The sequence below is a fragment of the Aeromonas sp. R6-1 genome (assembly GCF_040908165.1).
Classification (GTDB): Bacteria; Pseudomonadota; Gammaproteobacteria; order Enterobacterales; family Aeromonadaceae; genus Aeromonas; species Aeromonas caviae.
This window is the reverse complement of sequence record NZ_JBFODF010000023.1, coordinates 37,119-60,344: the sequence shown is the minus strand read 5'-3', so window position 1 is coordinate 60,344 and position 23,226 is coordinate 37,119. Positions and strand designations below refer to the sequence as shown.

General features: G+C 64.9%; 20 protein-coding genes. 12 read left to right on the top strand and 8 right to left on the bottom strand.

Annotated elements, in window-relative coordinates; genetic code table 11:
* A complete protein-coding gene (locus AB5Y68_RS05845; protein ID WP_039039395.1) occupies nt 1-822 on the top strand; it encodes a Cof-type HAD-IIB family hydrolase in 822 nt (273 codons plus the stop codon).
* A gap of 54 nt (nt 823-876) precedes the next feature.
* Here AB5Y68_RS05845 and AB5Y68_RS05840 read toward each other — a convergent pair whose 3' ends face one another.
* Complete coding sequence (locus AB5Y68_RS05840; RefSeq protein WP_010672898.1) at nt 877-1,440, bottom strand: DUF2799 domain-containing protein; 564 nt, start codon at nt 1,438-1,440, stop codon at nt 877-879.
* Between the two features lie 198 nt (nt 1,441-1,638).
* On the opposite strand from AB5Y68_RS05840, the gene AB5Y68_RS05835 reads away from it, so the two are divergent.
* The 3 genes from AB5Y68_RS05835 (at nt 1,639) to AB5Y68_RS05825 (ending at nt 5,727) form a co-directional block, all read left to right on the top strand.
* Complete coding sequence (locus tag AB5Y68_RS05835) at nt 1,639-2,478, top strand: isopenicillin N synthase family oxygenase (protein ID WP_039039396.1); 840 nt, start codon at nt 1,639-1,641, stop codon at nt 2,476-2,478.
* 209 nt (nt 2,479-2,687) lie between these two features.
* On the top strand, nt 2,688-4,001 hold the full coding sequence (locus tag AB5Y68_RS05830; protein WP_039039397.1) for a sodium-dependent transporter: 1,314 nt from the start codon (nt 2,688-2,690) through the stop codon (nt 3,999-4,001).
* 412 nt (nt 4,002-4,413) lie between these two features.
* Nucleotides 4,414-5,727, top strand: coding sequence for a sodium-dependent transporter (locus tag AB5Y68_RS05825; RefSeq protein ID WP_039039398.1), 1,314 nt, complete (start codon nt 4,414-4,416; stop codon nt 5,725-5,727).
* Between the two features lie 36 nt (nt 5,728-5,763).
* Here the strand turns inward: AB5Y68_RS05825 and AB5Y68_RS05820 are convergent, their stop codons facing one another.
* The 3 genes from AB5Y68_RS05820 to AB5Y68_RS05810 all read right to left on the bottom strand — a co-directional run bounded on the left by AB5Y68_RS05820 (nt 5,764) and on the right by AB5Y68_RS05810 (nt 9,411).
* Nucleotides 5,764-7,401: a hypothetical protein gene (locus AB5Y68_RS05820; RefSeq protein WP_039039399.1), complete on the bottom strand. Its 1,638-nt coding sequence runs from the start codon at nt 7,399-7,401 to the stop codon at nt 5,764-5,766.
* Nucleotides 7,402-7,543: 142 nt separating this feature from the next.
* The gene (locus AB5Y68_RS05815) at nt 7,544-8,008 is read right to left on the bottom strand and encodes a hypothetical protein (RefSeq protein WP_039039400.1); all 465 of its coding nucleotides are present in this window, start codon (nt 8,006-8,008) and stop codon (nt 7,544-7,546) included.
* Nucleotides 8,009-8,037: 29 nt separating this feature from the next.
* On the bottom strand, nt 8,038-9,411 hold the full coding sequence (locus AB5Y68_RS05810; RefSeq protein WP_039039401.1) for a PLP-dependent aminotransferase family protein: 1,374 nt from the start codon (nt 9,409-9,411) through the stop codon (nt 8,038-8,040).
* 116 nt (nt 9,412-9,527) lie between these two features.
* On the opposite strand from AB5Y68_RS05810, the gene AB5Y68_RS05805 reads away from it, so the two are divergent.
* The 4 genes from AB5Y68_RS05805 to AB5Y68_RS05790 all read left to right on the top strand — a co-directional run bounded on the left by AB5Y68_RS05805 (nt 9,528) and on the right by AB5Y68_RS05790 (nt 13,076).
* On the top strand, nt 9,528-10,124 hold the full coding sequence (locus tag AB5Y68_RS05805; protein WP_039039402.1) for a LysE family translocator: 597 nt from the start codon (nt 9,528-9,530) through the stop codon (nt 10,122-10,124).
* A gap of 102 nt (nt 10,125-10,226) precedes the next feature.
* Nucleotides 10,227-10,817: a LysE family translocator gene (locus AB5Y68_RS05800; RefSeq protein ID WP_010672906.1), complete on the top strand. Its 591-nt coding sequence runs from the start codon at nt 10,227-10,229 to the stop codon at nt 10,815-10,817.
* Nucleotides 10,818-10,952: 135 nt separating this feature from the next.
* On the top strand, nt 10,953-11,645 hold the full coding sequence (locus AB5Y68_RS05795; RefSeq protein WP_039039403.1) for an aspartate/glutamate racemase family protein: 693 nt from the start codon (nt 10,953-10,955) through the stop codon (nt 11,643-11,645).
* Between the two features lie 216 nt (nt 11,646-11,861).
* Nucleotides 11,862-13,076, top strand: coding sequence for an aldose 1-epimerase family protein (locus AB5Y68_RS05790; RefSeq protein WP_039039404.1), 1,215 nt, complete (start codon nt 11,862-11,864; stop codon nt 13,074-13,076).
* Between the two features lie 60 nt (nt 13,077-13,136).
* Here the strand turns inward: AB5Y68_RS05790 and AB5Y68_RS05785 are convergent, their stop codons facing one another.
* The gene (locus tag AB5Y68_RS05785) at nt 13,137-14,927 is read right to left on the bottom strand and encodes a long-chain fatty acid--CoA ligase (protein WP_039039405.1); all 1,791 of its coding nucleotides are present in this window, start codon (nt 14,925-14,927) and stop codon (nt 13,137-13,139) included.
* A 181-nt stretch (nt 14,928-15,108) separates the two neighbouring features.
* On the opposite strand from AB5Y68_RS05785, the gene AB5Y68_RS05780 reads away from it, so the two are divergent.
* Entirely contained in the window at nt 15,109-15,651 is a 543-nt protein-coding gene (locus tag AB5Y68_RS05780) for a hypothetical protein (RefSeq protein ID WP_039039406.1), read from the top strand.
* Nucleotides 15,652-15,723: 72 nt separating this feature from the next.
* Here AB5Y68_RS05780 and rimI read toward each other — a convergent pair whose 3' ends face one another.
* Nucleotides 15,724-16,173: a ribosomal protein S18-alanine N-acetyltransferase gene (gene rimI / locus AB5Y68_RS05775; RefSeq protein WP_103255305.1), complete on the bottom strand. Its 450-nt coding sequence runs from the start codon at nt 16,171-16,173 to the stop codon at nt 15,724-15,726.
* Nucleotides 16,174-16,247: 74 nt separating this feature from the next.
* Nucleotides 16,248-16,685, bottom strand: a complete 438-nt coding sequence (locus AB5Y68_RS05770) for a DNA polymerase III subunit psi (RefSeq protein ID WP_049635924.1) — start codon at nt 16,683-16,685, stop codon at nt 16,248-16,250.
* Between the two features lie 215 nt (nt 16,686-16,900).
* Between AB5Y68_RS05770 and AB5Y68_RS05765 the strand changes: the two genes are divergently transcribed.
* Both AB5Y68_RS05765 and viaA read left to right on the top strand, forming a co-directional pair.
* Nucleotides 16,901-18,514 carry an ATPase RavA domain-containing protein gene (locus tag AB5Y68_RS05765; protein ID WP_039039408.1) on the top strand — a complete coding sequence of 538 codons (1,614 nt, stop codon included), beginning with the start codon at nt 16,901-16,903 and terminating at the stop codon, nt 18,512-18,514.
* Between the two features lie 95 nt (nt 18,515-18,609).
* Nucleotides 18,610-20,064 (top strand): ATPase RavA stimulator ViaA, encoded by a 1,455-nt coding sequence (viaA, locus tag AB5Y68_RS05760; RefSeq protein ID WP_029313704.1) that lies wholly within the window; start codon nt 18,610-18,612, stop codon nt 20,062-20,064.
* A 12-nt stretch (nt 20,065-20,076) separates the two neighbouring features.
* On the opposite strand, the gene AB5Y68_RS05755 is transcribed toward viaA, so the two are convergent.
* Nucleotides 20,077-21,081, bottom strand: coding sequence for a sensor domain-containing diguanylate cyclase (locus tag AB5Y68_RS05755; protein ID WP_039039409.1), 1,005 nt, complete (start codon nt 21,079-21,081; stop codon nt 20,077-20,079).
* A gap of 195 nt (nt 21,082-21,276) precedes the next feature.
* Here AB5Y68_RS05755 and AB5Y68_RS05750 point away from each other — a divergent pair, with 195 nt between their 5' ends.
* The gene (locus AB5Y68_RS05750) at nt 21,277-23,139 is read left to right on the top strand and encodes a diguanylate cyclase (protein WP_039039410.1); all 1,863 of its coding nucleotides are present in this window, start codon (nt 21,277-21,279) and stop codon (nt 23,137-23,139) included.
* Nucleotides 23,140-23,226: the final 87 nt, after the last annotated feature.

Here is a 23,226-nt window from a genome sequence, read left to right as displayed (position 1 = left end):
ATGAGTCGTTATCAGGCCATTGCATTGGACATGGACGGTACCCTGCTGAACCGGGATCACAAGATCTCGTCCGCTACCCGGGCGGCCCTGGCCCAGGCCCGGGCCCACGACATCAAGGTGCTGCTGGTGACGGGTCGCCACTTCATGACGGCCCGTCCCTTCCACCACGAGCTGGCCCTCGACACCCCCATCATCTGCAGCAACGGTGCCTACCTCTATGATCCGGTGCAGGAGAGGATCCTCGCCGGGGATCCCCTGGCCGTGGCGCCCCTCACCGCCCTGCTGGAGGAGGTGCAGGCCCAGCAGATGGGGGCGCTGTTCCACCTGGGGGACGGCATCGGCTACCTGGGCTGCGAGGAGCACGTGGGCCGGATGCGGCGCTGGTCGGCAACCCAGCCGGATCACCTCAAGGTCTCCCTGCTGCCCGCCGAGGATATCGAGCTCTGGTTGCAGTCCCCCATCTGGAAGCTGGAGTTGTTCAACCAGGATCCCGGCCGGTTGCACCGTTTCGTCGGGGAGGTGGTGGAGAGACTGCCCTTCACCCGTGACTGGGCGGCCCCCTATGCGGTGGAGCTGGTGCAGCCAGGTTGCAGCAAGGGCAACCGGCTGGCCCAGTGGGCGGCGAGCGAGGGGATCGCCATGGAGAACCTGGTGGCCTTTGGCGACAACAACAACGACATCAGCATGTTCGAGCAGGTGGGGCTGGCGGTGGCCATGGGCAATGCGGCGCCCCAGATCCAGGCTCATGCAGACCGGGTCACCGCGGATCACAACGAGGATGGCATCGCCCTGGCGTTGCAGCGCTGGGTCCTGCCCGCCTGAGGGGAAAAACAGTCTGCGGCATAAACAGAAAGGGGCCATGTCGGCCCCTTTTTGTCAGCTCCCGAAGGAGAACTGGATCACCCGATCCGGGAAGCGCAGCCGGTTGTAGTCCCGGTATACCCCTTCGTAGTGACGGATGGCGCGCTCGCGCTGGGCACGATAGTAGTCGCGCTGGCGGCTGTCGCTCTCGCCCCGGATCTGCTGATCCAGCTGGTGGATGCTCCGCTCGGTGCGCTCCAGCTCCTGCTGCAATTCGCCGAGGCGCTGCTCCAGCAGGTACTCCTTGCGGCCGCGCTCGAACTGGGTGAGGAAGCTGGTGTCGTTGGGGCAGACCCCCAGGTATTCGCTCCCTTCCCGTCCCTTGCTGTAGGCCAGCTCGGGGATGCAATAGAGCTCCAGTCCCTTGGCGTAGCCGCGCTGCCACTCCGCCTCATCCACCTTGAGGCCGTACTCCCCGCAGGTCTTCTGATAGTCGCGGGTGGCGCTCCGGGTCTTGCCCTGCTCCCCGTCCTGATAGCCCTGGTTGTACCAGCTCATGGCACGGCACTCCTCCTCCGAGAGGGAACTGCACCCGGCGAGCAGGAAGGGAAGGGTCAACAACAGGATCTTGGGGGACATGAGGGGCTCCGACAGCAAAGGGGTGGGGCATTCTAGAAGAGGAGGCCCGTCCGGGACAAGCACCGGGTGAGGGGGCCGTATCATGATGTTTTTATCAGTATTTTCAAGCCGTTGTAGACGGGCTTCCGGCAGCCTTTTCTTGCCGGGGGAGGCAGGGTAAACTGCGCCTACTTTTAACTGGCATGTAACATAAAAACAATGAAAGTCCTGACCGTCGATTATCGCTCCCCCGATGCGGCCGAGCGCTTCACCGAATCCCTGCGCACCACCGGCTTCGGGGTGCTGACTCACCACCCCATCCCGAAGGAGCTGGTGCAGTCCATCTATGACAACTGGTATCGCTTCTTCATGAGCGAACAGAAGCAGGATTTCCTGTTCAATCGCGAGACCCAGGACGGCTACTTCCCGCCCTCGGTGTCCGAGGTGGCCAAGGGCCACAGCCAGAAGGACATCAAGGAGTACTTCCACATCTATCCCTGGGGCCAGATGCCGGCAGAGCTGAAAGAGCAGGCGATGGATTACTACCGCCTCGCCAACGATCTGGCCGCCGAGCTGCTGGGCTGGGTGGAGCAACACACCCCGGGCGACATCGCCGCCCACTACCGCTGCCCGCTCTCCTCCATGATCGAAGAGAGCCACAAGACCCTGCTGCGGGTGCTGCACTACCCGCCCTTCGACGGCACCGAGGAGCCGGGTGCCATCCGCGCCGCCGCCCATGAAGACATCAACCTGCTGACCATTCTGCCCGCCTCCAACGAGCCGGGCCTGCAGGTGAAAGGTTCAGACGGGGAGTGGATGGACGTGCCCTGCGATTTCGGCACCCTCATCATCAACATCGGTGACATGCTGCAGGAGGCCTCCCGCGGCTACTACCCCTCCACCACCCACAGGGTCATCAACCCGACCGGGGGCAGTGCCGCCAAGTCCCGCATCTCCTTGCCGCTCTTCCTGCACCCCCGTCCGGACGTGGTGCTCTCGGAGCGTCACACCGCCCACAGCTATCTGATGGAGCGGTTGCGGGAGCTGGGGGTCATCTAATCCCGCCAGACCCGGGCAGACAACAAACCGGAGCATACCCGCTCCGGTTTTTATTTTGTGGCACGATTGGTGGGTTATCCGAATTTTATTGGTTAATGATGCTAAAAACTGAGTTTTATATCGGATATACGCCGAGTGATTGCGCGCCCGCGGGCGTACTCTGAGCGCCATTTCGGGCCTCGCTGGCAGGCCCTTCCCGTGGAGTTCTTATGAAGCAGTCCCAATGGTCATCCCGGCTCGGTTACATCCTGGCCGCCGCAGGTTCCGCGGTCGGTCTCGGCGCCATCTGGAAGTTCCCCTATGTCACCGCCGCCAACGGTGGCGGCGCCTTCCTGCTGGTCTTTCTGCTGTTCAGCTTCACCCTGGGGGTGGCGGTGCTGATGGGGGAGACCCTGATCGGCAGCCTGACCCGGCGCGGGGTGGTGGGCGCCTTTGGCGAACTGATGGGCAAGCGCTGGCGCTGGGTCGGTGCCATGGGCTTGCTGTGCAGCCTGCTCATCTTCTGCTTCTACAGCGTGGTGGGCGGCTGGACCCTGGGGTACACGGGCATGGCCCTGGCGGGGGAGCTGCAACAGGGGGACGGAGCGGCACTGACCGCCCGTTTCAACGACTACGTCGGTGATCCGCTCTGGCCGGTGCTGACCCACCTGCTGTTTGCCGGCTTGACCTGGTGGTTCGTGCGGGGCGGCGTGCAACAAGGGGTGGAGCGCACCCTGCGCTGGATGATGCCGGCCCTCTTCATCATGATCCTGCTGCTGGTGGCCTTCGGCCTCACCCTGCCGGGCGCCATGGCCGGGGTGCGTCACTTCCTGATGCCCGATTTCAGCAAGCTCGGCATGTCGGGTGTGCTGGACGCCATGGGGCTGGCCTTTTTCTCCCTCTCCATCGGCCTTGGCATCCACACCACCTATGGCGCCTACCTGCCTTCCAGTGAAGGGGTCGGTCGCTCCAGCCTCTGGGTAGTGCTGCTGGCGAGCGTCATCGCCGTGCTGGCGGGCCTGATGATCTTCCCGGTACTGGCGGCGACCGGTATTGACCCGGCCTCGGGCCCGGGCCTCACCTTCATGACCATGCCGGCGGTGTTCCAGAAACTGCCCTTCGGCCAGGGGCTGGCGGTGGTGTTCTTCTCACTGCTGGTGGTGGCGGCGCTCTCCTCCTCCATCTCCCTGCTGGAGCACTTGCAGTGCTTCCTGTGCGAGAGCCTGGGCTGGTCCCGCCGCGCGGCGTGCAACCTGGTCATTGCCCTGGTGATGGCGGGTGGCATCCCGGTGAGCCTGTCGTTCGGTCCCTGGGCCACCCTGACCCTGTTTGGCAAGAACATCTTCGAGTTGCTGGACTTCATCACCTCCAACCTGATGATGCCCCTGTTCGGGCTGGCCCTGACGCTGCTGCTGGGCTGGCGGCTCGGTCGCCAGGCGCTGCCCGAAGGGCTGGCTCCCCACTGGCGGGCCCTGCTGATGGGCTGCTGGCGCTGGCTGGCTCCCCTGCTCATTGGCGGCATTCTGGTGCGCGGCCTGGTGTAGGGAGGGTTGGTCATCTGTGCCACTCCCCAACCGGGCTGGCCGGGGAGTGGCGTGGCAGGATTGACTCTTTATAAAATTCTGTTTAATGGAAATAAACAGAGTAACGGTCTGTAATTTCGATATTTTGTTTTGATTAAATCTGTTTTTGGTTCTGTTTTAGACTATTTCCTGTCAACTTCTCTTGCCATGGTTTAGGCTGTGGCTCCTTCTTACCGTGCAGGCGTCGCCCTCCCATGTCACCCCTTATCGCTCTCTGTGGCCGATTTAGCCCCTTCCTGGAGAGGTGACCTTGCAGGTGTCGTTTGTCTGACTGTTCATTGCAAAGGTCGCCCTCAGGCGGCCTTTTTTGTTGCGGCACACACCGCGTCTAGCCATGGAGTATCGAACTGATGTTGTCTTGCCCGGAGGTTGTATGAGCCAGGTTCAGTGGTCTTCCCGTATTGGTCATGTGCTGGCGGCCGCCGGCTCGGCGATCGGCCTTGGCGCCATCTGGAAGTTTCCCTATGTGACAGCCACCAACGGGGGCGGTGCCTTCCTGCTGGTGTTCCTGCTCTTCAGCTTCACCCTGGGGGTCGCGGTGCTGGTGGGGGAGACCCTGCTCGGCAGCCGCAGCCAGCGCGGCGTGCTCGGCGCCTTCCACAAGCTGGTGGGGCCGAACTGGCGCTGGATGGGTTACATGGGGATCCTGTGTGGCTTCTTCATCTACAGCTTCTACAGCGTGGTGGGGGGCTGGACCGTCGGCTATGCGGCCCTGGCCGTGGGCGGCGAGCTCAACCTGAGTGAGGCGAGCACCCTCACCGCACTCTTTACCGGTTATGTGAGCGATCCTCTCTGGCCGGCCCTCACCCATCTCGTCTTCGCCGGGCTCACCTGGTGGTTCGTGCAGGGAGGGCTGCAACAGGGGGTGGAGCGGGCGCTGCGCTGGATGATGCCGGCCCTGTTCGTGATGATGCTGCTCCTGGTGGTGACCGGGCTCTCCATGCCGGGGGCCATGGCCGGGGTACGCCAGTTCCTGATGCCCGACTTCTCCCACCTGACGGGGCAGGGGGTGCTCGACGCCCTGGGGCTGGCGTTCTTCTCCCTCTCCATTGGTCTCGGGGTACACACCACCTATGGCGCCTACCTGCCGAGCAGTGACGGGGCGCTGCGCTCCGGGGTCTGGGTGGTCACCCTGGCGAGCTGCATCTCGGTGCTGGCGGGGCTGATGATCTTCCCGGTGCTGGCCTCCACCGGCATCGATCCTGCCGCCGGTCCCGGCCTCACCTTCATGACCATGCCGGCGGTGTTCAACCACCTGCCGTTCGGTCAGGGGCTGGCGGTGATCTTCTTCATGCTGCTGCTGGTGGCGGCGCTCTCCTCCTCCATCTCCATGCTGGAGCACCTGGTGCGCTTCACCACCGAGGAGTGGGGCTGGTCGCGCCGCAATGCCTGCCGGGTACTGACCCTGCTCATCATGGCCTGCGGCATTCCGGTCAGTCTGTCGTTCGGCCCCTGGGCGGACTACACCCTGTTTGGCAAAACCCTGTTCGATCTGCTGGATTACCTCACCTCCAACCTGATGATGCCCCTGTTCGGTCTGGTGCTGACCCTGCTGCTTGGCTGGAAGCTGGGGGACAGTATTGTGCCGGCGGATCTCTCGCCGCTGATGCGTGGCGCGCTGCTCTGGTGCTGGCGGCTGATCGCCCCCCTGCTGATCGCGGGGATCCTGGTGCGGGGCTTGTTGTAACGCACCAGCCAGGGCGGCATGCACCGCCCTGGATGGCTATAGGCCCTGGTGGGGACCGAGGGGCGGCAGTTTGGGGGCCAGGTGGGATCTCACCTGTTGCAGGGTCTCCCGATAGGCGTTCCCATGGTGTTCCAGGAAGGCGGCACTGTGGTTGAGACGCTGCTCCAGCCTGTCCACCAGGCGGGCCACCGCCGGGGCCGCCATGCCGGCGGGCCAGCACTGGGTCAGCAATACCAGCAGTTGCCAGGCATCCCCCGCCTGTGCCGGGAATCGCTCCTGCAGGGTCAGAGCACTCTGCACGGCGAGCTGGAGCTGACCCGTGGTCATGGCCCGTTGCCGCTCCTCGCGCAGCTGGGTCAGCTGCTGCTCCCGCTGCGCCAGTTGCCGCGCCAGATCGTCGACCACCTGCAAAATGAGCCCCTGCAGCAGCGGGGTCTGTGCCACCGGTCCCTGATACTGGCCGAGCTGGGCCAGATAACGCTGGGCATGGTGGGGAAGCCCGCAGAACTGGCTGACGGCCACCCCGAGCAACTGGTTGAGGTGATTGTCCCGCGCCGCCTCCGGCGGGTGCTTGGCCAGCAGCATCAAGGCGTCATCGAATCGATAATCCAGACCCAGCATCAGGGCGCGCAGCAGCCCCTCCTCGTGGGCACGCAGGGTCACGGCCTGCTGACCGAGCTCCTCCAGAGCCTGCTGCAGCCCATGAATTCTGGCCTCTCCCGGTGGATGCCAGAGCACCGCCAGGGTCGCATCCAGCAGGCAGCGTTCGACGGAGTGGCGAAACGTCTGTTTGGGGAAGTAGCGCAGGATGAAATCGGTGGCCTGCGCCAGCACCTGATCTTCATCCCTTCGCAGCAAGGCCAGCAAAATGGCCACCTGGCGCCACTGCGGCTGCCAGGGGCAGTGTTGCAGCAAGCCTGACAAGGTTTCCCAGGCCGGATCCCACAGCGCCTCGTGCAGTTGGCAGGCGAGAACCAGCGCCTGATGGATGACGGGGGGCAGTCGCTCCTGGTTGCGGGCCAGATCCTTGTGGGCACTCTCCACCCGGTTCAGCCCGAGCAGGGCCTGGTTCAGCCCCTGGCGCGGCCACCAGGCATCGTGCTCCGTGGTGCAGATGGCGTAGTGCTGGGCGGCCTGCACCCGTTCCCGGGCTTGCAGCAGCATGTAGCCCTTTACCCTGTCCATCTGTGCTTCCAGCCCCTTGTGGCTGGCGTGCCGGTAAAGCAGATCCTCGCACTGGGCGCAGGCGCTGCGCCACTCCCTGAGCGCCATGGGGGTGGCCAGGGGGCGGGTCACCGTGGTCAGTGTCAACAGCGCTTGCAGGCTGTGCGCCAGCTGCTCCGTGGTGAAGGGCACGGCCAGACGCAGGGCGAAATAGAGGTCGGAGGGGGGGAACTGGCCGGTGTCCTCATCCTGCTCCAGCAGCAGGAGCACGCAGCCGGGCGCGAGCAGGCCCAGGTGGTGTGCTTCATGCAGCAGCCTGACGCCCTCGTGGGCCTGGTGGTGATACTGGCGGCAAAGAATGGCATCGAAGGCGTGCTGGCGCAGCAGGGCGGGCAGGCTTGCTATCTCTTTGCAGTGGAACAGCTCGGTGGGGGGCAGCCCCAGATCACTCAGTCCCTGGGTGAGGGTCGAGCCCATCATGGCATCGTCTTCGATGAGGAGGATCTGCATCTTTGACGCTCCTTCGCCGGTCGGGGGTGGCGAGGTTGGATTCAAAGTTAGCCTCCACTCTCCCGCGAGAGCCAGGGGGGGTCAATACCCCACCTGGGTCAGGGATGGCTCAGTGCCGGCCTCGGGCGGGGCAAAGAAAGCATCACTGAAGGCCAGGCCCCCTGGCCGAGAAGGGGCAGTCCCGCTGGGGGACATGCAGCTCCCCGGCGCCCGCCTCTCCCTGCCAGGCGAGCTCGAGCTGGCCCAGGCGCCCGAGGTGGCGCAGCTCGAACTCGTAGCGCAGGCAGGGGTTGTCGGTGGGCAGCTGTGTCATCCCGGCGGGCAGCCGGTAGTCGTAGCGCAGCAGAGGGCCATCTTGCAGCCGGCTTTGCACGGGCACCAGCCCCTCCGCCGTCGGTGCGGGGGCCTTGAGATAGCGGCGCAGCGCCACCGGGGCGTCGATGGCTTTTTGATAGTGAAGGCCGTTCATGGCTGCCAACTCCTCCTCCAGCCGCGTCAGCTCCCCCTCCAGTCCGCTCAGGGCGGCGCCAAGCTGTTGATGGGCCGGGGAGGCGCAGCCTCCCAGCAGCAGGGTCGCGATGAGCAGGGCGGGACGGACGGCGGACATGAAGGTTCCTCGGGTGCCAGGGTCAATGACTATAGCAGGGGATTGGTGGGCGGCGAGCCCCTCAGCAGCCCGGCGAGGCGCTCCAGCCCTTCGGCGACGCGGGCGTCGGTGGCGGGCTGGCTCAGGCTGAGGCGTACTCCCTGCGGGGCGGCAAACTGGCCGGCGGCGAAGTGTTCTCCGCTGGCGACCCCCACGTCAAGGGCGTTGGCGGCCTCCGCAAACTCCTGGCTGCGCCAGGGCTCGGGCAGCGGCAGCCAGGCGTGCATGGACCCCGCCTGCCAGCGCGCTCCCGGCAGCAGGTGGCGCAGTAGCTCACCCCGGCGCGCCAGGATTTTTCGCTGGTGTTCGATGAGCGGCATGATCTGGCGCTGGCTCACCAGCTTGCAGGCCAGCTCAATGAGCAGCGGACTCACCATCCAGCTCGACAGCCGCATCGCCTGGGCGAAGCCGTTGCGAAGGGCGGGAGGGGACAACACGAAGCCGACCCGCAGGCCGCCGCAGGCGATCTTGGCGAGACTGCCGAGGTAGATGACCCGCTCCGGTGCCAGGTTGACCAGGGGAGGGAGCGCACTTTCGGGCAGCAGGCCGTTGACGTCGTCCTCGACGATCAGCAGATCGTGGCGACGGGCGATGGCGACGATGGCGTCGCGCCGCGCCAGGCTCATGGTGGCCGTGGTGGGGTTTTGCAGGGTGGGGGTGAGGTAGAGCAGCTTGGCCCGGCGGGTACGGCACGCGGCATCCAGCGCCTCTGGCAGCAGTCCCTCCTCATCCATCGCCAGTCCCACCACCTGATTCTTGAGCTGGCGTGCATTGCCCAGCATGCCGGGGTAGCTCAGTCCCTCGCAAAACAGGGTCTCTCCCACGCAGCCGGTGGCCAGCAGGGCCAGCATGATGCCGTGCTGGGCCCCATGGCTGAACAGCAGGCGATCTTCGCTCGCCGTGATGCCCTGCTCGGCGAGCCAGTCGACGAACAGCTGGCGCTGTGCGGGGCGTCCCGCCTCCTTGTCATAGCCGAGCAGGCCGTTGAGATCCCCCTGCGCCAGATCGGTGAGCAGGGGCCTGATGATGGCGCCCCTGTCCAGCTGGACCGGGAGGTTCTGCCACAACTCGATGCGCTGGCTGTCTTCATTGCGGATCACCCATTCGTTGGCGGGATCCGCCGCTCCCCTGACCCAGGTGCCGTGCCCGACCCGGGCCGCCAGCAGGCCCCGTCGCTCCGCCTCGGTGTAGGCGCGGGTGACGGTGCCCACGGTGACCCCCAGCTTATCTGCCAGGGCCCTGTGGGTCGGCAGCCGGGTCTCGGGTGAGAGGATGCCGGTGGAGATGGCCTGCTCGATGGCCTTGACCAGTTTGAGGTAGAGGGGCCCCTCGAAAGGGGTGAGGTCGGGCGTCCAGATTGTCATGGTGACAATAAATCCATTGATCCAAGATTGTCCGCAATATAGCGTGATTATCAGCCTGTACACAACCAACAAGCACACATTGTATCGGTACAATGTGGCGAGAAAGGAGTCTCCCCATGACCATCGAATGGTATGCCACCCTGTTTGGCTTCGCCCTGCTCACCTGCGGCACGCCCGGGCCGAATAACCTGATGTTGACGGCGTCCGGCGCCAACTTCGGCGTGCGGCGCACCCTGCCCCATCTCATCGGGGTGGCGGTGGGCCAGCCTGTGTTGCAACTGGTGCTGGCGCTCGGTTTCTATCCGCTGTTCGAGCGCTGGCCCCTGCTCAAGCTGAGCCTGCAGGTGCTGGGCAGCCTTTACCTGCTGTGGCTGGCGTGGCGCATCGCGGTGGCAGGCGCTCCCGGAGATCCCGCCAGCCGTGCCCGCCCCTTGACCCTGCTTGAAGGGCTGGGCTTCCAGTTCCTCAATCCCAAGGCGTGGATGATGGGGATCTCGGCCATCAGTCTGTTCAGCCTGCCGGGGAGCGACTATTGGCCCAGCATGTGGGGCATCATGAGTGTCTTCCCCATGGCGGGGTTCCCGGTCTGCTTCGCCTGGGTGATGTTTGGCCATCAGCTCAGCCGCTGGATCAACTCGGACAAGGGGTGGCGTCGTCTCAACGGCAGCCTGGGTGCCTTGACCGCCCTGTGCGTGGTGATGCTCTGGTATTAACAGCGTCTTGATTATTCATGCAAAGAAAATGCATTGCTGACCTTGTCGTCAGGGCGTCGGCTCTGCATATTAGGAGGCTTGCCGTATCTGAACGAGGTTGAGATGGATCTGAACTGGTTGCTCCCCCTGGCGGGCTTTGCCCTTATCACCTGTGGCACGCCGGGCCCCAACAACATGCTGCTCACCAGTGCCGGTGCCGCCCAGGGGTTTCGCCGCTCCGTGCCTCTGCTGGTGGGGGTGGTGGGGGGCATCAACCTGATGATCCTGGCCACGGCTCTGGGGCTTGGGGTGGTGTTCGAGCGTCTGCCCCTGCTGCACGATGGCCTCAAGCTGGTGGGGTCGGCCTACCTGCTCTGGCTGGCCTGGAAGGTGGCCAACGCCAGTGGCCCGGCGGAGGGGAACCGGCCGCTCATCCCGGCCCATCAGGGGGCCATGCTGCAACTGCTCAATCCCAAAGCCTGGATGATGGCGCTCTCCGCCATCAGCGGCTTCACCCTGGCGGGGGAGGCTTACTGGCCGTCCGCGGGCTGGGTGCTCGGCATTTTCTTCGTGACCGGCCTCTATACTGGTGCCTTCTGGGTGCTGTTCGGTGCCCAGGTGCGCCGCCTCATCCGCACCGCCACCGGCTGGCGTCGTTTCAATCTGGGCATGGGGCTCGCCACGGCGGCCTGCGTGCTGATGATCTGGGTTTAGGCCTCGGCCTGAGCCTTTACCGGCTGTCTTGTTGGCCCTTCGGGGCCTTTTTTATTGCCGGGGCGGTGCGATCAAACGCGCCCCCTGAGGGATTGCAGCATTGGTTTGCACCATCGGGTTACATAAGGAGATCCCATGAAATGTATCGGTCTGCTGGGTGGCATGAGCTGGGAGTCCACCGTCAGCTATTACCAGGCCCTCAACCGGGGGGTACGCGAGCGGCTCGGCGGTCTGCACTCGGCGCGGGTGCTGCTGAGCAGCGTGGATTTTGCCGGGATAGAGCGGTTGCAGCACGCCGGTGACTGGCCCGCCACCGCCCGTCTGCTGGCGGCCGAGGCCAGGGCCATCCAGGCCGGTGGCGCCGATTTTCTGCTGATCGGGACCAACACCATGCACAAGGTGGCGCCGGAGATCGAGGCCGCCATCGACATTCCCCTGCTCCACATCGCCGATGCCACGGCCCATCGCCTCCAGGCCGACGGGGTGACCCGGGTGGGTTTGCTCGGCACCCGCTTCACCATGGAGCAGGATTTCTACAAGGGGCGGCTCCAGGAGCGCTTCGGGCTGGAGGTGCTGGTGCCTGATGACGTTGCACGGGAGCGGGTGCACCGCATCATCTATGACGAGCTCTGCCTCGGCGATATTCGCGAGTCGTCTCAGGCCGAGTATCTGGCCATCATCGCCGATCTGGCACAGGCCGGTGCCCAGGCGGTGATCCTGGGTTGCACCGAAATCGCCCTGCTGGTGGGGGCGTGCCAGGCCGCCGTGCCTCTCTATGACACCACCGCCATCCACGCCGAAGCCGCGGTGACGCTGGCACTTGCCTGATGTGGTGAGGGGGGCGCCCCTCTCGGCGCCCGCCTGTTTTTTCCTCCTTTCATAACTGTGAGTCAGCCTTCATTTCAGCAGGGCTGAAGCCGTTTTTATTGTCAATCGGCTCACATTTCCTCTTTTTGTCTCTTGAGTACTGGGCGTCAGACGCCTAGTTTTCGATCACTGAATCGATTCAGCTTTCACAAAAACAAGAGACACGAGGATAAATCCATGTTGAAGAAACTCTCCATTGCCGTGCTGCTCGCCCTGGGCGCCACCGCGGGTCACGCCGCCGAATTTCTGCTGACCGACTCCCAGCAAGGGCTGGATGTGGGCGACTGGAAGATCACCAGCGAGAAGCTCGGCATCAAGAGCCCGGTTCCCTTCACCATCGAGAAGAAACGCCTGCACGGCGGCCGCCAGGAAGGGGTGGATCTGCTCATCGTCGACAACGGCGTCATGAAGATCACCCTGGTGCCGACCCGCGGCATGGGGATCAAGGAGGTCAAGGCGGCGGATCTGCGCCTCGGCTGGGATTCACCGGTCAAGGAGGTGGTCAATCCCGCCTTCATCGATCTCGAGAGCCGTGGCGGCCTCGGCTGGCTCGACGGCTTCAACGAGATGCTGGTGCGCTGCGGCTACGAGTGGACGGGTCATCCCGGAGTGGATGACGACGGCCGCCTCAAGAGCCTGCATGGCCGGGTGCAGAACATTCCCGCCTCCGTGGTGAGCGTGACCGTGGACGAAGAGCCGCCCTATGCCATCCACGTGCTGGGCCGGGTGGACGAGCGCACCTTCAAGATGAGCGAACTGGTCACCTGGACCCAGCTGAGCGTGGTGCCCGGTCAGGCGGAATTTGCCCTGCAGGACAAGCTGACCAACCACGCGGACTACGAGAACGAGTACCAGATCATCTATCACGGCAACTTCGGGGCCCCCATTCTGGAGGAGGGAGCCAGGGTGAGCACGCCGGTGAAGCAGATCTCCCCGTTCAATGACTACGCCAAGGCCGGACTCAAGGGCTGGCAAACCTATCTGGGGCCCACCAAGGGTTTCGACGAGATGGTGTTCAACCTGGTGCCCTACAGCGACGCCGACGGCAATACCCTGGCAGTGCTGAACAACCGGGCCGGCAACGCCGGAGTGGCGGTGGGCTACAACACCAGACAGCTGCCGGTGCTGACCCTGTGGAAGAACACCGACACCCGGGCCCAGGGCTATGTGACCGGCATCGAACCCGGTACCAGCTATGCCTACAGCACCAAGTACCAGCGCCCGCTCGGGCTGGTCCCCAAGATCCAGCCGGGGGAGACCAAGACCTTCGATCTGACCTATCGCCTGCTGCAAAATGCCGACGAGGTGAAGCAGGCCCTGGCCCAGGTGGAGAAGATCCAGGGCGGTCGGGCCACCGAGCTGCGCGAGCAACCCCTGGTCAAGCTGCCATAAGGGAGAGACGCCCAGCAAAAAGCCGCTCCATGAGCGGCTTTTTCATATCAGGCCCGTCGATCAGACGTGGCTGTACATGGCTTCTATCTCGCGCTGGTACTTGGCCTCGATGATCTTGCGGCGCAGCTTCATGGTGGGGGTGATCTCCCCGAGCTCCATGGAGAAGGCGCTCGGCAGCAGGGTGAACTTCTTCACCTGCTCGAACTTGGCCAGCTCTTTTTGCAGATCGGCGATGCGGGCCTCGAAGAACTCCATTACCCGGGAGTGGCGCAGCAGCTCGGTCTTGCACTGGTACTGCAGGTTGATGGAGCGGGCGTACTCCTCCAGGGACTCGAAGCAGGGCACGATGAGCGCCGACACGAAGTGGCGGGCATCGGCGACGATGGCAATCTGCTCGATGAAGCGATCCTTGCCGAGGGTCCCCTCGACCAGTTGCGGCGCCACGTACTTGCCGTTGGAGGTCTTCATCAGCTCCTTCAAGCGCTCGGTGAAGTAGATGTTGCCCTCGTCATCCAGCTCGCCTGCATCGCCGGTGCGCAGGAAGCCATCCTCGGTCATCACCTCGGCGGTGGCTTGCGGCTTGTTGTAGTAGCCACGCATCACGGTGGGGGCGCGCACCAGCAGTTCGTTGTTCTCGCCGAGTTTAACCTCGATGCCGTTTAGCGCCGTGCCGATGGAGCCCAGCCTGAACTGGGTGTCTTCATAGCAGCAGACGGTGGCGGTGGTCTCGGTCATGCCGTAGCCGTACTTGAGGTTGAGCCCCATGGCCTGGAAGAAGAGATTCACCTCGTCCGCGAGACGGGCGCCCGCCACCGGCAGGAAGCGGGTGCGACCGCCGAAACGGGCGCGCAGCTTGCGAAACACCAGGCTCTCGGCAAGCCAGAGCTGGCCATAGAGCAGGGGAGAGGCGGACTTGCCCGCCTGACGGGTGGCGACCATCTGCTTGCCCACCCGGGTGGCCCAGCCGAACAGGGCGCGGCGCAGGCGAGGAGCCTGGGCGACCTTGGCCTGGATCATGGCGTAGGCCTTCTCGTAGAGGCGGGGCACGGCGCACATCACGGTGGGCTTCACCTCGCCGATGACATCCATCACCTTCTGCGGGTCGCGAATGTAGACGTTCTCGGCGCCGCAATAGAGCACGTAGTAGCTCCAGGCACGCTCGAACACATGACTCAGCGGCAGCATGCAGAGGGAGACATCCTGCTCGCTGAGGTCGAGGCGAGCGTCATGCATCTCGAAGCAGGCGGCCATGTTGGCGAAATCGAGCATGACCCCCTTGGGTTCGCCCGTGGTGCCCGAGGTGTAGATGAGGGTCAGCAGGTCGTCCATGCGGTAGTGGCGCTCGCGCTCGCGCAGCACCAGCTCGCTGGGTTGGTGGTTGCCGGAGACGAGGAAGGTCTGGAAGTGGCTGGCCGAGGCGCAGCCGCGCAGATCGACGGTGCCGTCCAGGGCGACGATGTGGCTTATCTCGCCGCTGTCGATGAGGTGCAGCGCCTGATCGAACTGGGGCTGCTCCCCCACGAACAGCATCCTGATGCCGGCATCCTTGACGATGTAGCGCAGCTGATCGAGGGTGCTGGTGGGGTAGATGGGCACGCTGACGCCGCGGGCGGCCAGGATGCCGAGGTCGGCCTGGGTCCACTCGGGCATGTTGCGGGCATAGATGCCGACCATCTCGCCGGACTGGTGGCCCGCCCGGATCAGGCCCTGGGCGCAATAATCCATGGCCTGACCCAGGGTTCGCCAGCCGATGGCGCGCCACTGGCCATCCTGCTGGACGCGCAGGGCGGCCTTGTTGCCAAGGCGGGCAATACGCTCACGCATCACTCTAACCAGATGAAACTGCGACATCTCACGCATCCTCAAGTAACAGTTGTGCGCCCGCAGGGGCACCAAAATCGGGGCTGGAGTTTAAACTCTAACATTACAGCTTACAAGTGTGCGCCATTTGTCCTGGATCACAAAGTCGTCAACCAGATGAGAGTGAGGCATGATAGGGGGCAGGGATCGGATTCATTCAGGGAGTTGCACCATGAATATCGGGATCAAGAGCCTGTTCACCGGCGTGTTGCTGCTGTTGGCGGGGGCTGGCGCCCTCTGGTATTTGCTGGGGGGCGCGGGGGAGCAGGATAATCCCTGGCTGAGTGGCGCCGAGGGCTATGAGCAGGCGCAGCGGCTGGCGCTGAGGGAAGGATACCCCTTGCTCTACGTGATCGAGCGCGCCAAGTGCCGACGCTGCAAGGCGCTGAATACCAGGCTGTGGCGTGCCCCCGAGATGCAATCCGCCCTGGCGAAGTTGGTGAAGGTGCGACTCAACCCGGATGCGGGGGATGGCAGCGAGCACATTCTGCGCCGCTTCCCCCAGGTTGCGACGGCCCCTGGCATCTATGTCCAGCGACCGGGTGAGCCGCTTCGCCCCATCAAGATCGCGGTGGATATCGAACAGATCTGGATGCCCGGCGTCACCTATGGTCGCGGCTTCTTCATGCCCCTCTCGGGAGCCGCCTTCGAGGCCGTGCTGAGGGTGACCCTGAGCCTGGAAGACCCCTCCATCGACAACGCGCCCCTGCCCTGAGGGGGGAAGCGAAGCGGGGGAGTCAGGGAGGTCAGAGGGGGGCGCCCGCTGACGGCGGTCTGCTGCGGGTTGTCAGCCGAAGTCGAACAGACGGGACATCAGCACGGCATCCTCCCTCTCCTGCCCGGTGCCGTAGTAGTCGGCGCGGCGGCAATATTCGGCAAACCCCTCGCTCTCGTAGAGGTTGATGGCGGTGCGGTTGCCAGCCCTGACCTCCAGGAACCAGGCCTCGGCCTTGCCGGCCTTGCTGCGGGCCAGGTACTCCCTGAGCAGCGCCCGCCCCAGCCCCTTGCCCTGAAAATCGGGGTGCACGCAGAGATTCATCAGGGAGCTGTCTCCCGCCACCAGATCCGAGATGTAGAAACCGGCCGGTCGTCCGTCCACCAGCATCAGGCCGTTGAGATAGCGCGGCCCGAAGCAGGAGAGCAGGTTGGCCTGGCTCCAGGGCTCCTGGTGGGCGGCCTGCTCGATGGGGTAGATGGCTTCGAAGTCCGATTCGAGCAGGGGGCGAAAGTGGGGCAAGAGGTCAGACATGGTCACTCCGGACGGGATTCAGGCTTGCGATGGACACCATGGCCGTGCCATGGTCGTGAGCATCAAGGGGTGTGGCGCTGCCGGCACTGCTGCCAGAGGGCGCGCTTGTGCGCCCCATCGGGCTTGAGCGGGCAGACCAGTGCATCGGGCCAGCGAGGGTCCGGCGCCGTCAGCCAGAGCAGGGGCGAAGTGGCCCCCGCGGGCAGGGAAGGCATCTCGGACAGCAGGGAGACCTCGTCCGTGCCAAGGCCGAGCCAGCGGCAGATGTCCCCGAGCAGGGAGGGCGCGGGCAGCGTCTCGGCCAGCAGCCAGAGCTTGCCGGTCGGCAGAGGGGCAGTCTCCTGCGGGGCCAGCACCTCGTCGGCGGGTGTGTTTGCCGGCTGTGCGGCGCCGTCGGGGCTGGTGCCTCCCGCCAGGAGTCGGCCTCTTTGCTGCCAGAGGGGGATGCCCATGCGGGCCAGGATGCGCTGGCGCAGCGGGTCCAGCAGGGGATCTTGCATGGCGAAGGCTCACTCTTGATCTGCGTTGGGGTAAATAATGATGCGCAGAGTACACTCTCGCGGGATTTGCTGCACCCCGGACGTGCGCTTTTCGCCCTGTGGCGATGGCAAACGAGCGCCCCCCGGGGGCAGAGATGACAGACAATGAGAGTGGGGCGGGGCCAGAGGCCGGACCCCGTCACCACGAATGACCTATCAGCTTCGGAACTGTGCCTATGCCGCCTTTAGCCCAGAATACTGTTCGTGCCACCCCCATTCATGAGCGCCTGCCACGGCTCCTTTCCGCCCTTGGTGAGGGACTGTATGAGCGCCAGGATGCCCTGCGGCTCGGCCTGCTGGCGGCCCTGAGTGGCGAGAGCGTCTTTCTGCTGGGCCCCCCGGGCATCGCCAAGAGCCTGATCGCGCGGCGCCTCAAGCTGGCGTTTCAGGATGCCCGCCATTTCGAATACCTGATGACCCGTTTCAGTACGCCGGAGGAGGTGTTCGGTCCCCTCTCCATCCAGGCGCTCAAGGAGGATGGCAAGTACCTGCGGTTGACCAGCGGCTACCTGCCGGAGGCCGAGGTGGTCTTCCTCGACGAGATCTGGAAGGCGGGCCCCGCCATCCTCAACACCCTGCTCACCGCCATCAACGAGCGGCAGTTTCGCAACGGCGACAGCCAGCACCCCATTCCCATGCGGCTGCTGGTCACCGCCTCGAACGAGCTGCCTGCCCCGGACAGCGGGCTGGAGGCGCTCTACGACCGCATGCTGGTGCGGGTCTGGATGGACAGGGTGCAGGAGAAATCCAACTTCCAGGCCATGCTGGCGAGCGATGGCCAATCCCATCAGAACCTGACCCCCTCGGTGCAGATTCGGGGGGAAGAGTACGACGCCTGGCAGGATGCCATCGAGCAGGTGCGCCTGCCGGACGCCTGTTTCGAACTCATCTACCAGCTGCGCCAGCAGCTCGACAGCCAGCTCGGGCACGGCTGCTATGTCTCGGATCGGCGCTGGAAGAAGGCGGTGCGGCTCATCAAGGCGAGCGCCTTCTTCAATGGCCGCGACGAGGTGGCTCCCCTGGATCTGCTGCTGTTCAAGGATTGCCTCTGGCACGACGAGGCTTCCCGCACCGCGCTGCTGGAGATGATCGGCGAGTTTTCCCGCCTCTACGGCTACCAGCAACTGGCGCTGACCCGGGAGCTGCTCTCCCTGCGCGAGCAGTTCAAGCAGTTGCAGGGGGCGGTCGCCTTGCGCATCGGCTGCAAGGCGGTCAAGCGCAAGCAGTGGTTCGGCCGCCGCGCCCGCGGCACCGAACTGCCGCTGGCCAACGCCAGGCCGTTCGGCAAGCTGGTGCACTTCCAGCTGCTCACCCCGGCGCCCCTGGATGGCAGCGATCCCGAGCGCCTCACCGCCACCCTCACCTTTGATCGCACCCTGCTCTCTCACTGGCACCCCACCGGGGAGGCGCTGGTGGGTTGGCCCCTCGGCAACCCCAAGGAGGGGCACTACGAGCTGGTGCTGGACGAGCAGTTGCGGCTGCACGTGCTGGATATCCAGCGCCAGCCCGTGCCCCTGATGCTGGTGGAGCGCACCCCCATCCCCGAGGTGGTGATGGCCCCCTGGCTGTCGGCCCTGGACGACCTGACGGGCCAGGTGAACCGGGTGCTGCAAAACCTCAAGGGCCAGCGCAACCTGTTCGACCGTCACCAGCCTCATCTGTTCGTGGGGGACCACTGGCTGCGTCAGGTGGAGGACAGCTTCTTCGTGCTGAGCCGGGACCTGGAGCGGCTGGGGACCGAGCTGCAGCAGTGGCGTGATCGTCTGCCTCTTCTCGATGTACAGGTGTGACGTCGCGCCTGACGTGGGGTTGGTGAAATAAACAGGATAAAAAACATGTTTCGTCAGCATGATATTCCATCAAATCTCAGTGCCCGGGGTGGTCCATGCTAGAGATCGGCATGATGGACCTGGGGCTGCTCATGGGGGAGGGGGAACTGGCGGGGGAGATGGCGCTGCTGCTTGCCTCCACCCCCAAGATCTCCGAGTTCCTCAAGCGCTCGCCCCTGCAGGGGAAGCTGCTCAGAAAGCGAATCCAGACCTGGAGCGAACAGCTTGGGGAGGAGATGCGCCACAAGCCGGTGCCGGTGGCCCTCGAGCGGGAATACCTGCTCTATCAGGCCCACCGGCAACTGCCTCTGCCGGAGCTGGTGGGGCGCCTGCCCGCCCTGCTGGAAGCCCTTGAGCAGCACAGCCCTTTTGCGGGGGATGCCCGCAGCCTGGTGCGCCAGATAGTGGCCCAGCCCACCGAGGGGTTGCGCCAGCTCTTCATCGAGAAGTGGCGTGCCAGCCTGGTGGGCAGCCTGTTGCAGTTGCAGCAGCAGATAGCGGAGGCGGAGCGGGAGAAGCAGCGCCAGGAGATCGAGGATCAACTGCTGGCCAACCGGACCCTGGCCGATGCCCTGGATCCGCACCAGATCTCCGCCGGGGGGCTCTGGGATCTGGCCCAGGGGAGCTGGCACAAGCGCAGCCTGGCGCTGGTGAAGCAGTACGCCCGCATGTTGCAGCAGGAGCCTCTGCTCGCGGAGATCGCCGCCCTGCTTGGGCGCAGCGAGCGGGAGCGGCGCAGCGAGGACAGGACGCTGCCGCCGGTGCCTGTGCACGAGCTGGAGGAGGTGCAAAGTGACGATGTGCCCGACGATCTGGTGGGGGTGCACCCGGCCAGCGATCTGATGCGCCTCCTGCCGAGCGAGGCGGTGATGCTGGCGCTGCCGGAGCTGGAACTGGAGTTCTATCGCCGTTATCTGGAGCGGCGCCTGCTGAGCTACCAGTCGCGGGGCACCCTGCCGCGCCAGCGTCTGATGCTGCGCTCCCCCGAGCAGGGAGGGCAGGAGGTGCAGCCGCGTGGCCCTTTCATCGTCTGCGTCGATACGTCAGGTTCCATGGGGGGCTATCCGGAGGAGTGTGCCAAGGCGCTGTTTCTCGCCCTGCTCAAGGGGGCGATGGAGGAGAAGCGGGGCTGCTATCTGATGCTCTTCTCCACCGAGGTGGCGACTCTGGAGATCACCGCCGACACCGGGCTTGAGAAGGCGGAGCGCTTTCTCTCCATGAGTTTTCACGGGGGGACCGATCTGGTGCCCTGCCTGGAGCAGGCCCTGACCCAGCTTGAACAACCCGCCTTTGCCAAGGCCGACGTGCTGGTGATCTCCGACTTCATCGCCCAGAACCTGCCCCACCCCCTGCTCGAGCGGATGAACCGGCGACGGGCGCAGCAGACACGCTTCCATGCGGTCGCCATGTCCCGTCACGCCAAGGCGGCCATTTTGCGGGTGTTCGACAACAGCTGGCTGCTCGATTGCGGCCTGCGTGGACGCCTGCTGCGGCGCTGGCAGCGCCATTGAGGGTGCTCAGGCTCAGAGAGTGGGCCTGTGGTAGAGCCCCCGTTCGTTGACCTGCTCCTGATCCAGCAGCGGCTGACCGCTTGGCTGGGCAATATAAAAACCCCGCTTGCCGCTGCGCTTGACCCTGTACATGGCCTGATCCGCCCGGGCCAGTGCCGCGCCGAAATCGTCCTGGGGCCGGATGGCCGCAATTCCCATGCTCAGTCCCACCGAGGCGTCCCCGTTGGGCAGCTCGAAGGGGGTGGCGATGGCATCGATGCACTGGCGGGCGAGGTGGCTGGTGCGGGGATCGTCGCACGCCCAGGGCAGCAGCAGCACGAACTCGTCCCCGCCGATGCGTCCCAGCCGTACCTCCTCGCCGCAGCAGTGGCGAAGGCGCTGGGCAAGGGAGACCAGCAGCTCGTCACCTGCCCGGTGGCCCAGGTTGTCGTTCACCAGCTTGAAGTCATCGAGATCGATGAAACAGATGGCCTGGTACTCCCCGGGAAAGTGGCGGTGCAGCGCGGTGCGATTGAACAGGCCGGTGAGGGGATCCCGGTGGGCAAGCTGAGCGAGCTGCTGCTCGTACTCCTTTTCGTGGGTGATGTCGATGTGGGTGCCCATCACCCGGACGGGGTTGCCCTGATCATCCCGCTCCACCACCCGGCCCCGGTCCAGCACCCAGGTGGTCTTGCCATCCTTGGCGATCATGCGGTGCATCGCCTGATAAAACGGGCTCTTGCCCTCCAGATGGTCGAAGAAGGCCTGCAGCACCTGCTCCCTGTCCTCCGGGTGCAGGTGGGCGCGCCAGACGTCGAAGTGGGCCGACAGCTCCTTGGGCTGGTAACCGAGCATGGAGCCCCAGCGCCGGTTGAAGATGATGAGTTTGCCGGTGGGCACATGGTTCTGCCAGATGCACAGGCCGGTGCCATCCATGGCTGCGTCCAGCTTCTCCCGCGCGTCATCCGCGATGCGTTTGAGACGCTCGTTCTCCAGCAACAACCTGTCGTAAGCCTCCCTCAGCTCCTCGTAGGTCATTCCTCATCCCTTCCCCTGTTCGAAAGCATATATAGTCGATGCACTCTCTCCTTCTGTAAAGAAGGGGATAGGGGAGGCTCTCGTTCGATATGAGGAGTTTTCTCACCCTCTGGCGGCTGTGCGCCCAGAGTCTGTGGGGATATGATGACAGCGGTGAGCGCGGCGTCCGGCCAGTGAAGAGGAGAAAATGTCCGCATGAAGATCCTGATGGGAGGTGGTCTGTTGCTGGGGGTTGCCCTGGCCCAGGCGACGCCACTGGCTGGGTACGAGTTGCAACTGGCGTTGCAGCGACTGGAAGAGTCGACGATGCCGGTGCAGGTATTTCGCGAGCGCGTCGCCGCCCTGACTGCCGAACAGGCACACTATCCGATCGAGGTGCAGGGCCGCCTTGCCCGGCTGCAGTGCTGGGCCCAGCCGAGTGAACGGGACGAGGAGTTTCGCCGCGCGGTGGCGTTTGCCGAGCAGGGGCTGGCGCAGGCCCGTGCCCGCAAGGACAGGGTCACCGAGGTGGGGTTGCTCGCCTGCCGCGGGTATCACCGGCAACTACTCGGCAACATGGCCGGGGCCGGGGAGGATTACGACGCCGCCCTGACCCTGGCTCGCCGACTCGGGGATGAGCGTCAGCGTGCCGACATCCTGAGCCTGCGGGGGGAGATGTACTCCTACCAGGGGGAGCTAGCGGAGGGGCTCATGGATCTCATCGATGCCCACCAGCGCTACGAGGCGCTCGGGCTGGAGGCCAAGGGGCGCGAGGTGCTCGCCAATATTGCCAATGCCTATCGCAGGATGGGGCTCTATGAGCGGGCCGAGAGCTACTTCAACGAGCTGGAACACGACTACCGGCAGCTCGGGGTCGAGGAGTACCTGGTGGACATTCACAGCCAGCAGGGGCTCCTCTACATCGACACCGAAGAGTACGACAAGGCGCTGCCCCTGATGGCGGAAGCGGAGCGTTACTATCTGGGGTCAAACCAGGAAGGGGTCCTGGCCTGGAGCCGGATCGAGCTGGCCACCATCCTGCAGAAACAGGGCAAGCCGGACCAGGCCATGACCAAGCTAGATCAGGCGGCAGCCTCCCTTCATCAGGGGGAGGGGGCGGACAGCGTCACCCTGGGCCACTGGCACCTCGTCATGGCCGAGGTCCTCGAGGCCCTGAACCGACCCGGCGAGGCGCTGCGGCACCTGGACGAGGCCGAGCCCATCTTTACCCGGGAGCAGAACCTGCGCTTCCTCGCCCGGGTGCATGAGACACGGGCCCGGGTGCTGGAGCGTCAGGGGCATATCCAGTCGGCCCTCACCAGCCTCAAGACCTATGTCGAGACCCGCCAGGCCCTCGAGCTGAGATTGCGGGAACAGCGCTCCTTGCAGATGCGTTTCGAGTTCGATCTCGCCCGCAAGGAGCTGGAAAACCAGACCCTCAGGTCCCAGCAGCAGTTGCAGGCGGAGAAACTCAAGCAGTTGCAGGAGCGGCGCTACTGGCAATACCTGGTGGTGGCCCTGCTGCTGGTGGTGATGGGTACCCTGGTGGTGCATCAGCGCGGGCGCACCCGCAAGATGCAGCGCCTCGCCATGACGGACGAACTGACCGGCATCCACAACCGGCGCCAGATCCAGGCCAAGGGGCGCAAATGGTTCACCCAGGCCCGGGAGGAGGGCAAACCCCTGTGCGTGCTGCTGCTGGATGTGGATCACTTCAAGAAGGTGAACGACCAGCTGGGCCACCACGTGGGTGACAGGGTGCTCACCGCCGTGGCCCAGTGCATCGAGGAGCAGTTGCGCAGCCTCGACAGGGTGGGGCGCAACGGCGGCGAGGAGTTTCTGGTGCTGCTGCCGGATACCCTCCTGAACGAGGCCGTCGAGGTGGCGGAGCGGATCCGCCTCGCCGTCGCCTGCCTCGAGATTGAGGGGGTGCCTGCGGATCACCCCATCCGCATCAGCATCGGCTGCGCCCAGTACAAACCCGAGGATGACAACCTGGGCGAGCTGGTGCGCCGGGCCGACGAGGCCATGTACGAGGCCAAGCTGGCGGGGCGCAACCGGGTGATGACGGCCCGGTGAGGCCGACCCCGGGCCCCCGTGATAGCGGGCTGGGTATTTTTCACTCGCGCGGGTATAATGCCGCGCAATTTTGCTTTGATCCGGGGC

What these genes read in the sequence shown, in the direction of transcription:
- AB5Y68_RS05845 (WP_039039395.1), top strand. Translation starts at nt 1, where the DNA reads ATGAGTCGTTATCAGGCCATTGCATTGGACATGGACGGTACCCTGCTG.
- AB5Y68_RS05840 (WP_010672898.1), bottom strand. Translation starts at nt 1,440, where the DNA reads ATGTCCCCCAAGATCCTGTTGTTGACCCTTCCCTTCCTGCTCGCCGGG.
- AB5Y68_RS05835 (WP_039039396.1), top strand. Translation starts at nt 1,639, where the DNA reads ATGAAAGTCCTGACCGTCGATTATCGCTCCCCCGATGCGGCCGAGCGC.
- AB5Y68_RS05830 (WP_039039397.1), top strand. Translation starts at nt 2,688, where the DNA reads ATGAAGCAGTCCCAATGGTCATCCCGGCTCGGTTACATCCTGGCCGCC.
- AB5Y68_RS05825 (WP_039039398.1), top strand. Translation starts at nt 4,414, where the DNA reads ATGAGCCAGGTTCAGTGGTCTTCCCGTATTGGTCATGTGCTGGCGGCC.
- AB5Y68_RS05820 (WP_039039399.1), bottom strand. Translation starts at nt 7,401, where the DNA reads ATGCAGATCCTCCTCATCGAAGACGATGCCATGATGGGCTCGACCCTC.
- AB5Y68_RS05815 (WP_039039400.1), bottom strand. Translation starts at nt 8,008, where the DNA reads ATGTCCGCCGTCCGTCCCGCCCTGCTCATCGCGACCCTGCTGCTGGGA.
- AB5Y68_RS05810 (WP_039039401.1), bottom strand. Translation starts at nt 9,411, where the DNA reads ATGACAATCTGGACGCCCGACCTCACCCCTTTCGAGGGGCCCCTCTAC.
- AB5Y68_RS05805 (WP_039039402.1), top strand. Translation starts at nt 9,528, where the DNA reads ATGACCATCGAATGGTATGCCACCCTGTTTGGCTTCGCCCTGCTCACC.
- AB5Y68_RS05800 (WP_010672906.1), top strand. Translation starts at nt 10,227, where the DNA reads ATGGATCTGAACTGGTTGCTCCCCCTGGCGGGCTTTGCCCTTATCACC.
- AB5Y68_RS05795 (WP_039039403.1), top strand. Translation starts at nt 10,953, where the DNA reads ATGAAATGTATCGGTCTGCTGGGTGGCATGAGCTGGGAGTCCACCGTC.
- AB5Y68_RS05790 (WP_039039404.1), top strand. Translation starts at nt 11,862, where the DNA reads ATGTTGAAGAAACTCTCCATTGCCGTGCTGCTCGCCCTGGGCGCCACC.
- AB5Y68_RS05785 (WP_039039405.1), bottom strand. Translation starts at nt 14,927, where the DNA reads ATGTCGCAGTTTCATCTGGTTAGAGTGATGCGTGAGCGTATTGCCCGC.
- AB5Y68_RS05780 (WP_039039406.1), top strand. Translation starts at nt 15,109, where the DNA reads ATGAATATCGGGATCAAGAGCCTGTTCACCGGCGTGTTGCTGCTGTTG.
- AB5Y68_RS05770 (WP_049635924.1), bottom strand. Translation starts at nt 16,685, where the DNA reads ATGCAAGATCCCCTGCTGGACCCGCTGCGCCAGCGCATCCTGGCCCGC.
- AB5Y68_RS05765 (WP_039039408.1), top strand. Translation starts at nt 16,901, where the DNA reads ATGCCGCCTTTAGCCCAGAATACTGTTCGTGCCACCCCCATTCATGAG.
- viaA (WP_029313704.1), top strand. Translation starts at nt 18,610, where the DNA reads ATGCTAGAGATCGGCATGATGGACCTGGGGCTGCTCATGGGGGAGGGG.
- AB5Y68_RS05755 (WP_039039409.1), bottom strand. Translation starts at nt 21,081, where the DNA reads ATGACCTACGAGGAGCTGAGGGAGGCTTACGACAGGTTGTTGCTGGAG.
- AB5Y68_RS05750 (WP_039039410.1), top strand. Translation starts at nt 21,277, where the DNA reads ATGAAGATCCTGATGGGAGGTGGTCTGTTGCTGGGGGTTGCCCTGGCC.